The organism is Microbulbifer variabilis (genome assembly GCF_056232115.1).
In genome coordinates this window covers 4,238,870-4,252,712 of the sequence record NZ_CP174325.1, presented here as the reverse complement: position 1 = coordinate 4,252,712, position 13,843 = coordinate 4,238,870, and the positions used below count along the sequence as shown (strand labels likewise).

At 52.2% G+C, this 13,843-nt stretch carries 12 protein-coding genes; 8 read left to right on the top strand and 4 right to left on the bottom strand.

What is annotated here, in order from left to right; translation table 11 throughout:
- The first annotated feature begins 193 nt into the window (after nt 1–193).
- On the top strand, nt 194–2,155 hold the full coding sequence (locus ACJJI7_RS18920) for a GMC family oxidoreductase (protein WP_444901516.1): 1,962 nt from the start codon (nt 194–196) through the stop codon (nt 2,153–2,155).
- Nucleotides 2,156–2,215: 60 nt separating this feature from the next.
- Here the strand turns inward: ACJJI7_RS18920 and asnS are convergent, their stop codons facing one another.
- The 3 genes from asnS to ACJJI7_RS18905 form a co-directional block, all read right to left on the bottom strand.
- A complete protein-coding gene (gene asnS / locus ACJJI7_RS18915) occupies nt 2,216–3,622 on the bottom strand; it encodes an asparagine--tRNA ligase (RefSeq protein WP_020412985.1) in 1,407 nt (468 codons plus the stop codon).
- 156 nt (nt 3,623–3,778) lie between these two features.
- Nucleotides 3,779–4,252: a L,D-transpeptidase family protein gene (locus ACJJI7_RS18910; protein WP_020412984.1), complete on the bottom strand. Its 474-nt coding sequence runs from the start codon at nt 4,250–4,252 to the stop codon at nt 3,779–3,781.
- A 417-nt stretch (nt 4,253–4,669) separates the two neighbouring features.
- On the bottom strand, nt 4,670–4,966 hold the full coding sequence (locus ACJJI7_RS18905) for a hypothetical protein (protein ID WP_020412983.1): 297 nt from the start codon (nt 4,964–4,966) through the stop codon (nt 4,670–4,672).
- A 174-nt stretch (nt 4,967–5,140) separates the two neighbouring features.
- Between ACJJI7_RS18905 and ACJJI7_RS18900 the strand changes: the two genes are divergently transcribed.
- The 6 genes from ACJJI7_RS18900 (at nt 5,141) to ACJJI7_RS18875 (ending at nt 12,339) form a co-directional block, all read left to right on the top strand.
- Complete coding sequence (locus tag ACJJI7_RS18900; RefSeq protein WP_444901517.1) at nt 5,141–6,775, top strand: alpha/beta hydrolase; 1,635 nt, start codon at nt 5,141–5,143, stop codon at nt 6,773–6,775.
- A 131-nt stretch (nt 6,776–6,906) separates the two neighbouring features.
- A complete protein-coding gene (locus ACJJI7_RS18895) occupies nt 6,907–8,544 on the top strand; it encodes an alpha/beta hydrolase (RefSeq protein ID WP_020412981.1) in 1,638 nt (545 codons plus the stop codon).
- A gap of 51 nt (nt 8,545–8,595) precedes the next feature.
- Complete coding sequence (locus ACJJI7_RS18890; protein WP_020412980.1) at nt 8,596–9,837, top strand: lipoprotein-releasing ABC transporter permease subunit; 1,242 nt, start codon at nt 8,596–8,598, stop codon at nt 9,835–9,837.
- A gap of 72 nt (nt 9,838–9,909) precedes the next feature.
- Nucleotides 9,910–10,662, top strand: coding sequence for a lipoprotein-releasing ABC transporter ATP-binding protein LolD (lolD, locus tag ACJJI7_RS18885; RefSeq protein ID WP_282953354.1), 753 nt, complete (start codon nt 9,910–9,912; stop codon nt 10,660–10,662).
- On the top strand, nt 10,655–11,914 hold the full coding sequence (locus ACJJI7_RS18880; RefSeq protein WP_020412978.1) for a lipoprotein-releasing ABC transporter permease subunit: 1,260 nt from the start codon (nt 10,655–10,657) through the stop codon (nt 11,912–11,914). The genes lolD and ACJJI7_RS18880 overlap by 8 nt, the downstream gene beginning before the upstream one ends.
- An 11-nt stretch (nt 11,915–11,925) precedes the next feature.
- Nucleotides 11,926–12,339, top strand: a complete 414-nt coding sequence (locus tag ACJJI7_RS18875; RefSeq protein WP_282953355.1) for a hypothetical protein — start codon at nt 11,926–11,928, stop codon at nt 12,337–12,339.
- Here the strand turns inward: ACJJI7_RS18875 and ACJJI7_RS18870 are convergent.
- Entirely contained in the window at nt 12,332–12,856 is a 525-nt protein-coding gene (locus tag ACJJI7_RS18870; RefSeq protein WP_020412976.1) for a DUF2062 domain-containing protein, read from the bottom strand. The two genes, ACJJI7_RS18875 and ACJJI7_RS18870, sit on opposite strands and share 8 nt — an antisense overlap.
- A gap of 318 nt (nt 12,857–13,174) precedes the next feature.
- Here ACJJI7_RS18870 and ACJJI7_RS18865 point away from each other — a divergent pair, with 318 nt between their 5' ends.
- Nucleotides 13,175–13,840: a GntR family transcriptional regulator gene (locus ACJJI7_RS18865; RefSeq protein ID WP_444901518.1), complete on the top strand. Its 666-nt coding sequence runs from the start codon at nt 13,175–13,177 to the stop codon at nt 13,838–13,840.
- The last annotated feature ends 3 nt before the right edge of the window (nt 13,841–13,843 follow it).

Below are 13,843 nucleotides of genomic sequence, written 5' to 3'. Positions count from 1 at the left end.
AGTGAATTATTTTTTCTGCTGTTTTTTTGAGATGTCTGTTGAAAAGCGAGAAGTTTCTTGTTGCTAAAGAAGCCGGGAGCATTAAGTTTGAGGCGTTTTAGTTGTAAATTCCAGTGGCTGTTTAAGGTTGTGCTGTTTACATCCTCTCATAGCGCGCAATGCGATCCTCAAACTATTAGGGTGAACAATCAGTATGGATAGTAAAAAAACACCGGATAAAAAAAATGAAATAGAAAGCGTTAGTCGGAGAACTTTCGCCAAGCGAGCTTTACAAGTCGGTTTGGCAACAGGAGCTGTAGCTACAGGTGTTAGCTCGGCACTGTCTGATACGTCAAATCAGTTCTATGATGAATATGACTATGTGATAGTGGGGTCCGGTGCGGGGGGTGGCCCACTGGCTGCAAACTTAGCGAGAGCCGGCTTCAGGGTTCTGGTGCTGGAAGCGGGTGCCAATGATCCTAGTGATAACACACATAATATCCCTGCCTGGCATCCCTTCGCATCAGAGGACCGTAAGCTCAGCTGGGATTTTTTCGTTAAGCACTATGCAGATCTAAGCCAGCAAAAACTGGATAGTAAATATATACCTGGCAAAGGTATTCTGTATCCCAGAGCAGCCACTATAGGTGGATGTACTACCCACCATGCGCTGATCACCGTCTATCCCCACAATAATGACTTTGATCGTATTGCAGAGAGTACCGGGGACAGCTCTTGGGAAAGCTGGAATATGCGGCGATATTTCCAGCGTATAGAGCGCTGCGAGTATGTGTCCCGTCCGGTTTTCTCTAACCCTTCACGGCATGGGTTTGATGGTTGGTTACCTACCAATCGGGGTAATCCGGCTTTGTTACTGGAAGACCCCGCAATACTGAAAATTTTTAAGGCGGCCTTGGCCAAATATGGCTTGGAAGGAGCTATCGACCAGATAGTTACGGGCAGCTTGAACCTTGATATCAATCATTGGGATGTGGCCAGCGGTTTAGAGGGGCCGTTTATTGCACCCATGGCGGCTGATAGTAAGAGTCGGCGCAGCGGTGTACGTGAGCATTTGCTGGATACACAGGCGATTTATCCCAACTTATTGCACATACGCACTAATGCCCTGGCTACACGGGTGCTGTTTGAAGGCAAAACTGCGGTGGGTGTAGAGTTTCTTGATGGGGCAAGCTTGTATAAAGCAGACCCTTATTACAATGAAAGTGGCTCCGCTGGTACTTTGCGGCAAGTGCGTGCCACTCGCGAGGTAATACTGTCGGGAGGGGCCTTCAACAGCCCTCAGTTACTGAAGCTCTCCGGTGTTGGTCCTGCGAGTGAGCTGCGAGATTACGGGATTGAGCCGGTTGTTGATTTACCCGGGGTAGGTGAGAACCTTCAGGATCGTTATGAGGTGGGTGTGGTCAGTGAGATGACAGAAGACCTGGCTCTGCTGAAAGACTGCACTTGGGGGGAGGAGGGTGATCCCTGCTTGAACCGATATCGCTATGGCTGGTTGAATAAGGGCCCCTATAGTGGCAATGGCCCAGTGCTATCCCTGGTGAAACGTTCAAAACCTGATTTGGAAGATCCAGATCTGTTTATCTTTGGAGTACCTTCAGATTTCCATGGTTATTTCCCCGGTTACTCAGAGGCGCTAAGGAATTACAAGGACCGTTTCTCCTGGATTGTGTTGAAAGGGCATACAAACAATACGGCTGGGCGGGTGACGTTGCGCTCTGCTGATCCACGAGATACACCGGATATCAATTTCCACTATTTCGGTGAGGGTAATGATGCTTCGGGTGATGATCTTGCGGCTGTTATCGAGGGGGTGAAGATCTCCAGAGATATAATGTCTGGTCCCGTTGTTGGCAAGAAGGTATCAAGAGAATTATTACCTGGGGCTGACATCCAATCAGATCAACAGATTGGTGACTTCGTTAAAAACCAATCCTGGGGGCATCACGCCTCCTGCTCAAACAAAATGGGGCCTGCCAGTGATCCCATGGCGGTGGTTGATAGCAAGTTCCGAGTTCACGGTACCAATAATCTGAGGGTTGTGGATGCTTCTGTGTTCCCTCGGATCCCCGGATTCTTTATCGTAGTGCCGGTCTATATGATCAGCGAGAAGGCCAGCGATGACATTATCGCAACGGCTACGGGGCAAATTGCCTGAGGTATCCCGTTTAAATAAAAGCAGGAAAAGAAAAAGCCCCGCGTGCGGGGCTTTATTGCATCAGAACGAGATGTTCTTTGGCGTGCGCGGGAAGGGGATCACATCGCGGATATTACCCATCCCGGTAACATAGGATACGATGCGGTCAAAGCCCAGGCCAAAGCCGGCGTGGGGCACAGTGCCGTAGCGGCGCAGATCGCGGTACCAGTCCAGGTGCTCCTTGGGAACTTCCATTTCATCCATGCGTTCATCGAGTTTCTCCAGGCGCTCTTCCCGTTGGGCACCGCCGATAATCTCGCCGATTCCCGGTGCCAGTACGTCCATGGCGGCAACGGTCTTACCGTCGTCATTCATGCGCATGTAGAAGGCTTTGATATCCTTCGGGTAGTTCATCACGATAACCGGCTTCTTGAAGTGTTTCTCGGCCAGGTAGCGTTCGTGTTCGGAAGCCAGGTCGATACCCCAGGATACAGGGAATTCAAACTTCTCCTTGCACTTCTCCAGGATTTCGATTGCTTCGGAGTAGTTGATGCGGGCAAAGTCATTATCAACGATGTTCTCCAGGCGGCTGATAGCCTCTTTGTCGATACGCTGGGCGAAAAAGGCCATGTCATCGGCACGCTCTTCCAGTACCGCTTTGAAAACGTACTTCAGCATTTGCTCGGAGAGATCGGCTACATCTGCCAGATCCGCAAAGGCGACTTCTGGCTCAACCATCCAGAACTCCGCCAGGTGGCGAGTGGTGTTGGAGTTTTCTGCGCGGAAAGTAGGGCCAAAGGTGTATACCTTGGACATGGCCAGACAGTAGCTTTCCACGTTTAACTGGCCGGATACGGTGAGGAAGCTCTCCTCGCCGAAGAAATCCTTGCTGTAATCCACAGCGCCCTTATCAGTGCGCGGTAGGTTTTCCATATCCAGGGTACTGACCCGGAACATTTCCCCGGCGCCTTCACAGTCAGAAGCGGTGAGGATTGGAGTATGCACGTAGAGGAAGCCGTTCTCGTGATAGAAACGATGAATAGCCTGGGCGATACAGTTACGTACGCGGGCTACGGCACCGCTAACGTTGGTGCGTGGGCGCAGGTGGGCGTGCTCCCGCAGGTGCTCCATGGTGTGGCGCTTTGGCGACATAGGGTAGGTATCCGGGTCTTCAACCCAGCCTACAACTCGAACTTCTGTGGCCAGCAGCTCGATGGATTGTCCCTTACCCTCAGAAGGTTTGATGGTACCGAGGATATCCACTGCACAGCCGGTAGTCAGGCGCTGCACTTCTGACTGATAATTGTGCAGGTGATTCTCAGCGACTACCTGGATCGGGTCAAAGCAGCTGCCATCATGCACGGCCAGGAAGGATAGGCCGGCCTTGGAGTCGCGGCGGGTTCTGATCCAGCCCTGCACGCGAACTTGTTCTCCTTCGCGGCCGCTGGACTTCAATAGGCTATCTACGGATTCGACTTTTACTGTCATTTTCTATCGGTTTCTCGCTGGTCCTAAAAGGTGGAATATCGCCAACTTGCCTAAAAGTTGTACAATCCACCAAGCTGAAGTTACGGCGGGCATATTGACCTGTTGCCGAGGGGAAATCCAGTCCCTTGACCATTTGGGTGCCCAGAGGGCAGGGGGTTACCAGGAAATCTCTATGGGTGTTCCGGTTGGTACCAGGGCCATAAACTCATCCTTTTCATCGTTGCTGAGAGCGATACAGCCATCCGTCCAATTAATCCGTTGGGCGAGTGCCGCAAGCCAGCCCAGACTATTACGCTGGCCATGCACCATGATAAAGCCTCTTGGAGAAACGCCTCGTTGCAGAGCCTGGGCCTTGTCTTGAGCGTTGGGGTAGGAGATATGCATAGTGCGGTAGTAGGAAGAGTCCTCTTTTTTATGATTCAGTATGTAACGCCCTTCAGGCGTTTTCTCATCTCCCTCCTCTGACTTGTGCCCCTTAGGGGATGCACCAAAGGCGACCCGGTAGGTATTTACTACCCCCAGTCCATCCATAAGTAACATCTTGTTTTCCGACTTAATAACTCGAACCAGAGTGACCTCGGCTCTGGCAAAGCTAGTTAAAAGCAGGAGTAAAATTGCAATAGGTTTCATTCCTGGGCTCTCTGGTTATTTAATGTTTGCAGAAATAAAGAGGAAAGGAGTGGTAAGTAGGTTGTTTGACCATGAGTGGTCTGCGGGGGCTTTCTGGGAGATTTATATTTTTTGCTAACCGATGTCCCTGGAGAAATCGCATGGGCCAGAAATCTAGTGGAGAGGGTAATGCGAGCAAAGCCGTTGATATTGGCTGCCAGTTTTTTCAGTTGAGATGCCAGTGTTGGGCAGTGTCGATGTTCTTAAGTAAACCAACCAGCTGACTGATATTGAAGCTAGTAGTCGCTGGCCTCTCCCGGTTTTCAGGTCTGTAGTTAACTGTGTTTTTGAGTTGGGTTAATTTTGAGGGAGCCTGCTTGAGGTTCGTTGGGAGCCAGGCAGGGAATCCTGCCCGGTGTAGCTTATGGGAGCTTTAGCTTAGCCTCGGGGCTTAACTACCGTATGTAAAACGGTATCCTGCTCAAAAAAAACGTAAAAATCGGTGTATTCCCAGCGTGTGATAGCTGGCTCACCGATAGGGCCCTTGATGCTCAGGGGCTCACCCAGTCTTGTGGTTACGTCATTTTTCTTCATTCCGCGAACTTCCTCGAAGGAGGATTCGCCACCCTGAGTGCCCACTGGCATCTCGATGGGCTTTGCCTGGGCGCCGAATGCAAAAAGCAGTGCGACGGTACCAGCAATATGGGCGACCCCGTTGCGATTTCTGCTGAACATTTATTGTTCTCCAATTTTGGTGTTCGATTACGCCACCTCATTAGAACAGAAATAATGCCAAAACACTTGGCTTTCTTCACGTTTTTCATTGTCAAAAAGCATTTTGACCAAAGAAAAGGGATGGATAGGGTGTGCTAGGCTGACTAGTACGCTTGGTCCTGCGAGCAGGCTCGGATGCGACTTACAAGAATATTTTCGGTTTTCGGCTTGCTGATTGGCGCTATATTTTTTGCGCTGTCCCTTACGCCCTCCCTGATTCCCCGCAGTGCATTTATGCAGGGCATTCTGGCTGGTACGGCTTTCACCTTTGGTTATATCTTCGGTCTGTTTGTGCACTGGTTATGGAATTACCTGGAGATTCCTGATATCCCGGTTAATCAGTGGCAGCGGCGTATATTGAAACGTGGAGCTTTAGTTTTTTGCATCTGTCTGATCATCGGTTTTCTTTGGCAGGGAACTCATTGGCAGAACTCAATTCGTGCATTGATGGGGATGGCGCCAGTATCTGGAGTTGGGCCTGTGACCGTAGGAGTGGTTGCCCTCCTGGTCTTTCTAATCTTTTGGTTGTTGGGTAAAGGGTTCCGTAGGATTATTCGGGTAGTCACGGTCCGTTTGGAAAAATATATCCCTGAGCGGGTGGCCTTGCTCACGGGGTTATTTGTGGCCCTAATACTATATTGGAGTGTTTTAAATGGCGTACTTCTTAACGCGGGGCTACATACGATTGCGCTGATATCTGAGAGAGTCGATACCGCAGTTGCCGAGGGTTTACCACCACCAAAAGACCCAAATAAGACTGGTGGAGCACATTCCCTTTTGTCTTGGGACAGTGTTGGGCACCAGGGGCGGCGCTTCCTTTCACTCGGCCCAACTAAAGAGGATATCAAGGAAGTAGCAGGGCGAGGCATTGAACCAATACGTGTGTTTGTGGGGCTGAATGCAGCCGAAACCCCGATGCAGCGAGCATACCTGGCCCTGGAAGAACTGAAACGCCTTCAGGCCTTCGACAGGGAGATACTCCTGATTGCTACGCCCACGGGGGCTGGCTGGATCGATCCAGGTGCGGTCAACTCACTGGAGTTTTTATATCGGGGGGATGTGGCGACGGTTGCAGCCCAGTATTCCTATCTGCCCAGTCCGGTGGCTCTGCTTACTGATGATCAGTATGGATTGACGTCCGCCAGGGCGCTGTTCAAAGTGATATATGAGTATTGGGAGAACCTTCCCGTAGAGACCCGCCCTCGGCTCTACTTATTCGGTCTTAGCCTGGGTGCGCAGTTATCTGAAGATTCATTTGACTTCTATGACATTATCGATGATCCCCTGGATGGCGCTCTCTGGGCAGGCCCTCCCTTCGGTACAGGCATTTGGCGCATAATCACCGATAATCGCGATCCTGGAACACCGGCATGGTTACCCCAGTTTAAAGGGGGGGAGGTAGTACGTTTTGGCAATCAGTATGGTGGTTATTTGGGGCAGGAGCCGTGGGGCCGGTTCCGTATTGCGTTTTTGCAACATGCCAGCGATCCCATAGTCTTTTTCGACTTGCGCTGGATGTTTCGTAAACCCGATTGGCTGGAGCGCCCCAGGGGGCCTGATGTATCGCCGGATCTGCAATGGTTCCCTATAGTAACAATGTTACAACTGTTGGCGGACCTGAATGTGGGTATAGCCCCCCTGGAGTTCGGACATCGATATTCCCCTGCCGGGTATATATTGGCCTGGATGGCGTTGACCGAACCCCCGGATTGGAGTGAAGAGGAATTAAAGCGTCTGCGCGTAAAACTGAGATCCTATCCGGTGCGGTGAGATTTCCCAGACGCCATGAGTCCGTGGGTTTTTCTTGTTAAAAGCAGTTTGTGGCTTAAAGATCTACCCGCCTTAAGTTGCGGGGCTCTATGCTAGGCTGACGTTAAGCTTGGTCTAGCAGGCAGGCATGGATGCGAACAACAGTAGTCGCTTTTTCAGTTTCTGGCCTGCTGCTGGGCGCGATTTTTTTTGCTCTGAGCCTGACCCCTTCACTGATTCCGCGCAGTGCTATTGTCCAAGGCATCCTTTCTGGAGTCTCTTTTACCGTCGGCTATTCCTTTGGTGTACTTTTTCGCCGACTTTGGAAGTACTTAGATATTCCAGATATTCCACTAAATAATCGGCAGCGGCAAATACTGAAGCGCTGGGTAATTATTTTTGGTTTTTTCCTGATTTCAGGGTTTCTCTGGCAGGGTACCTACTGGCAGAACTCTGTGCGCTCATTGATGGGTATGCCTGCGGTATCTAGTACCGGCCTTATTACGATTGGGGTTGTGGCATTCGCTATATTTGTGTTCTTCAGGCAGCTAGGTAAAGGCTTCCACAAGATAGTTCTTGCAGTATCGGCACGGCTGGGAAAAAGGATTCCTGAGCGGGTGGCAATTCTTGCTGGGCTGCTGGTGGCACTGTTGCTTTACTGGGGCATTTTAAACGGAGTACTTCTGCAGTCGGGTCTGCATACAATTTCAGTTGTTTATGAACAGTTAGATGAGGTTATTGCCGACGATCTGCCTCCGCCGGAAGATCCCAACCAGACAGGTGGGGCAAATTCGTTTTTGTCTTGGGACAGCATGGGACACCAGGGGCGCCGATTTCTGACGCTGGGACCTACCGCTGAGGAAATCAAGGAGATTGCCGGAGAGGGAATAGATCCTATTAGGGTTTATGTGGGTCTGCACTCTGCTGAAACTCCTAAGCAGCGCGCTCTCTTGGCGCTCGAGGAATTGAAGCGACTCAAAGCGTTTGAAAGGGAAATTTTGCTGATTGCAACTCCGGTAGGGGATGGTTGGGTTGATCCGGGTGCGGTGAATTCCCTCGAATTCCTATATCGGGGTGATGTGGCCACGATAGCGGCTCAGTACTCATACTTGCCGGGTCCGATCGCATTGCTGACGGATGACAAATATATCCGAATGTCGGCTCGCTGGCTGTTTAAGGTGATTTATGATTACTGGGAGACTTTGCCTGCCAGTACGCGCCCAAGGCTTTATCTATTTGGACTTAGTTTGGGTGCACAGCTTTCCGAGGATTCATTTGAGTTCTACGATATTATCGACAATCCCATCGACGGTGCGCTTTGGGCAGGGCCTCCATTTGGAATGGGCGTCTGGCGAATGATTACCGATAATCGTGATCCAGGCACGCCCGCCTGGTTACCTCAGTTTAAGGGTGGTGAGGTAGTGCGCTTTGGCAATCAATACGGTGGCTACTTGGGGCAAGAACCCTGGGGTAGGTTCCGCATTGCATTCCTTCAGCACGCCAGTGATCCAATAGTCTTCTTTGATTTACGCTGGATGTTCCGAAGGCCTGATTGGCTGGAGCGCCCCAGAGGACCGGATGTGTCCCCGGATCTTCGGTGGTTTCCTGTAGTTACCATGCTGCAGTTGATCGCGGACTTTAATGTGGGGGTAACACCGCGGGATTTTGGGCATCGCTATTCACCGGCTGGATACACCCTCGCTTGGATAGCCCTGACGGAGCCTCCCGATTGGAGTGAAGCGGAACTCAAACGCCTGCGGATGACGCTAAAAACTCAGTCAAAGCGCTGATGTTGTGTAAATGCTTGGATTTCTTAGTCCTTTTCCGTTTAAATCTGCTCTATGTTAAAACCTGTACCCCTATTTATCGGCCTGAGGTATGTGGCTGCCCGGCGTCGGCAGCAGTTCATTTCCTTTATCAATGGCTTCTCTTTGGTGGGCATGGCGCTGGGCGTTCTTGCGCTGATCGTTGTGACTTCTGTAATGAATGGCTTCGATCGTGAGCTTAAAACACGGATTCTCAGTGTGGTTCCCCACGGTTTTATTGAGCGTGAAGGGGGACTACAGAACTGGCAAGGGGTGGCAGAGCAGATTGAGCAGCAGCCCCACGTTGAGGCGGTCAGCCCCTTCGTTAAGGGTTTTGCTCTGTTGAGCGCCTATGGTGACAGTCATGGAGTGCAGTTTCAGGGAGTGGAACCGGCTGCCTTGCGCAATGTCTCCCAAGTGGGCGAGAACATGATTTTGGGCAGCCTGGATGAGTTGAAGCCGCGTAGCTATCGCATTGTGCTTGGCCGTATCCTGGCTCAGCAGTTGAATGTGATGCCCGGTGAGTCTGTGATACTCACTCTGCCTCAAGTTTCGGTAACCCCTGCCGGTATTTTTCCCCGTACTAAACGTTTTACAGTAGCTGGCGTATTTTCCGTTGGTGCCCAGGTGGATCAAAATATTGCCCTGATGAATATTGAAGATGCGGCCCGTCTAATGCGCATACCGGGCAAGGTCCAGGGGCTGCAGCTGCGCTTCGATGATATGGATAACGCTTTAGGTAGGGTTCCCCTGTATGCCAGCGAGTTGGGAGAGGGTTTTAGCGGTGAAGACTGGAGCCATTCCCAGGGCAACCTGTTCCAGGCGGTGAAGATGGAGAAGACGGTAGTCACATTGATGCTGATGATTATCGTTGCCGTCGCTGCTTTTAATATCGTATCGGCCCTAGTCTTGATGGTGGCAGATAAGCGCTCTGATATCGCAGTGCTTAGGACCCTGGGACTTACATCCCGGCAGATTATGGCGGTGTTCGTGGTGCAGGGCAGTGCAATCGGCCTGATAGGTGCTTTTAGTGGCGCGGTATTGGGGATATTGATAGCACTCAACCTGACCGAGATGGTTACTTGGGTTGAGAACCTGCTGGGGGCCAAAATATTTGACCCGCGGGTATTTTTTGTCAGTTATCTGCCATCAGAATTCCGAGTTGGTGACGCCGTTGTTGTGCTTTCCGTGGCTATTTGCATGAGTCTTCTGGCGACCCTTTTTCCAGCTTGGCGCGCGGCTCAGATCGAGCCTGCAGAAGCTTTGCGCTACGAATAAATGTCAAAAATCAATTGATTAGTAATGATTGTTGACATGATTTATACGAATTGAGAGACGACGAATAGATTGATGAATAGCCGAGTGGAAATAGATACCGAGCAAGCTCGTCCGGCACTGGATACCCATGATGCCGTGCTGGCCTGTCATAAGCTGTGCAAGAGCTACCGACAGGGGGGTAGGGATCTCGCGGTCTTGCGAGGTGTTGAGCTGGAAGTGAAGCGTGGCGAAAAGCTGGCAATTGTTGGTGCTTCCGGGTCTGGTAAATCCACTCTGCTCAATCTGTTGGGCGGCCTGGATACGCCAAGCTCTGGCGAAGTGCGGGTGGCGGGCCAAAATCTGGCGGACTTGAATGCCAATGAACGCGGCTGGCTGCGCAATACCAGTCTTGGCTTCGTCTACCAGTTTCACCATCTTCTTAATGAATTCACCGCCCTGGAAAATGTGGCTATGCCATTGCTGATTGGAAAGCACAGTGTGGCGGATGCCCGTGCCGAGGCAAAAGCCATGTTGGAGGCAGTGGGTCTAGGCGAGCGAATTGGCCATAAGCCCTCGCAGCTTTCCGGTGGTGAGCGCCAGCGTGTGGCTATCGCGCGTGCGCTGGTTACCCGTCCAGCCTGCGTGTTAATGGACGAGCCTACTGGCAACCTGGATAGGGCAACAGCCCAGGAAATTCACAGGCTGATGGATCAACTCAACCAGGATATGGGTATCAGTTTTGTAATCGTTACCCATGACCCGGACCTTGCTGCAGCACTGGATCGCTGTTTGCACTTGATAGATGGCGAACTTCTCAGCGACTGGCATCAGGGTGACCATGTTTAAGCCGCTTCCCGCATTTATTGGCCTGCGTTATGCCGGCGCCCAGCGGCGAAGTGATGACTCCGCCGGACTGGTTTCCTTTATTTCCGGCTTGTCGATGATCGGCCTAGTCCTCGGCGTCGCTCTGATGATTGTGGTGATGTCGGTGATGAACGGTTTCGATCGTGAGCTGCGCGACAGAATTCTCGGCATTATGCCCCATGCAACCATTTACAACGCCAGCTCCGAGGTAGATTGGGCAGCGATGCGAAAAAAGCTGGCTGCCGATGCTCAGGTATTGTCTGCGGCTGAGGTTTGGCAGGTAAACGCACTAGCTCGGCGTGGCGCCGAGGTAACACCACTGCTGGTCCAGGGGGTTAACCCGGAAACCATTGTTGAAGTTTCGAATATCAGCGAGTTTCTGAGCCCCGAGGCATTTCCGGCAATGCTTAATACTGTTGAGCCCGGCGTAGTGCTCGGGCGTGGTATCGCCGAGAAGCTAGGGGTGGAAAAGGGCGATTACCTCTCCCTGATTGTGCCAAACAACGATGCGGCCTCTGGTGGTCGCCGTGCTGCCAGGGTGGCTGGTTTTAGGGTTGCGGAGGTGTTTCACTCTGGAACCGCCCTTGACCAAACGCTGGCTCTGGTCTCTTGGGACCAGGCCAAGGCACTGGCAGGCAGTAAGGGCGGAGCAGGGGTGCAGTTGCGCGTTACAGAGATGCTGGAGGCCAATTGGATTATGCGCCGACTGCTGCAGGAGCTGCCCAGGGAGGGTTTCTATGGCACGGACTGGAGTCGAACCCATGGCAATCTTTACCAGGCGATCCAGATGTCCCGCAATCTGGTGGGGCTGCTGGTCTTGCTGATAATTGCCATCGCTGCCTTCAATGTGGTTTCCACACTGGTAATGGTGGTGATAGATAAGCACACGGATATCGCCATTCTGCGTACCATGGGTGCCAGCACCCGCCAGATCCTGCTCACTTTTGTTAGCCAGGGCGCATTAGTCGGCCTGGTCGGGGCTCTAGTTGGCGGTGCCCTTGGGGTCTTGGGTTCGCTCACAGTGACAGACCTGGTGGCGGGCCTTGAGTCACTCTTTGGTATCCAGTTCCTCAAGTCTGATGTCTATCCGGTGGACTACCTGCCCTCGGAATTATCCTGGGCAGATGTAGCGTTAGTCGTAGGTGCAGGGTTCCTGCTCAGTCTCCTGGCTACTCTCTACCCTGCGTTGCAGGCTAGCCGTGTGCAGCCAGCCGCGGCGTTACGCAATGAGTAGAGGGCCCAAGTGTGAGAAGCGTTGCCGGAGTGATGCGTAAATTATTACCTGTTCCTTTGGCGGCCACAGCGTGGGTAGCAGTATTGTTCGGTACTTTGTGGTTTGATGAGTGGCGGGTGAAAACCTTCTGTCCACCTGGCTTGCGTGAAGGTTCCGTCTGTTATGCGGAGGTGTGGGAGATGCACCCTCTCTGGTTGGTGAGTATGGGAGCCGCCCTTTCTGCCCTTGCGGTTATTTGGGTCGTTGCACTTTCTGCCAGCGGAGATCGTGCAAAGGCGGCAACCATAGCTTTCCTGTTTGGGGCTCTTGCTGCACTGGGGCTGGGTATCGCTACCGACTACTCTCTACCCGCGCTAGTAGCTGTTGGTGTGGGCGCAGGGGCTTTATGGAGTGTCAGGCAGTTTTGCCGTAGGGGTGCTAGCTGACAGCGGAGCGCCGTTCCAGGCGCAGTTTCCAGCGTTTTACCACGTGCCAGCGCCAAAGGGCGCGCATAGAAAAATAGGCCAGGGTAGCAAAGAAAATACCCGCCAATAGTGAGCCGAAAAATAGCGGCATCCAAATCTTTCCTACTTCTTCCGTGAGCCACTCCCAGGATAGCTCGATATCAAAGTCCACTGGTGGGGTGCCCAGAATCCAGGCACCCAGTTTATAGGTGCTGTAGAAGATAGCCGGCATGGTGAGAGGATTGCTAATCCACACCAGAATTATCGATAGCGGCAAATTGCAGCGCAGCCATAGGGCTAACAGTGCGGCAATAATCATCTGTCCGGGCAAGGGCAAGAAGCTGGTAAATACGCCAACTGCGAATGCAACTGAAACCGAGTGCCTATTCAGATGAAATAGGTTGGGATCGTGGAGAAGAGTCCCCAGAAACTTGAGCCCGTTCTTGGCTCGGATTTCTTCGGGGCTTGGCAGCCATCGCCTGATAATACTCTTCGGCATAACTCTGTCTGAAACCTGGGTGCTGGCAGCCTTTTTAAATGAGCGCTGTACCGGGGTTTGGAAATTCTTGCTAGGGATTTTTTCCCACCCCAGATAAGCATAGAGCGCCCCCGGTAGTGGAGCATGGCGTATCTGGCGCGGGCGCTATTATGCCCACTTCGGTGTTGCAAGACTACTGCTGCCGCAAAAGTCATTCTTCACTTCAAATTGTCAACAATCTGTCTTAAGTACATTAGTTGACGCTCAGGTCGTAGTGTTTTAAGGTCTGCGGGATTTTAAGATTGTCGACAATGTTAAGGGCAAATGGCTACTATTGGTATGAACGTCCCGATACGTGAAGCCCATCAGAGTCTGGCTGAGCGTCTTTTTTTGACACTGCGCGGTGAGATTGTAGAGGGGCGCATCGCTGCGGGCAGCAAAATTAGTGAGCCTGAGCTTGCCCGGCGTCTCAATGCAAGCCGGGGGAGCCTGCGCGAGGCTCTAATGCGCCTGGAGTCCCTGGGTTTGTTGGAGCGCAGAGTGAATGTGGGCGCCCGTGTGGTCGAGCTGAGTGAGCGGGGCCTATTGGAGCTCTATGAGGTGCGTGAAGCCCTTGAGGGCATGGCCTGTAGGCTGGCAGCTGAACAGCGCAGTGACGAGGACTTGGTGGCTTTGCGCGGAATGCTTGCGGGCCACGAGCAACAGGAGGAGCTGCAGGCTGGCAAGGCCTATTTCCAACCGGAAGGGGATTTCGACTTTCATTTTCGCATAGTGCAGGCGTCCAAAAATGATTTACTGATCGACACGCTATGCAATCGTCTTTACTACCGTGTTCGTATGTATCGCTACCAGTTGGGTATGGCTAGTCCCAGGGCCCAGCGTGCGTTTCGCGAACACAGCCATATCATCGAAGCCATAGAAGCGGGGGATGGGGAGCTGGCAGAGTTATTAATGCGCCGGCATATCCGCGCTTCCAGGCAGAATATTGAAAATAAACTGAGGTAGAGT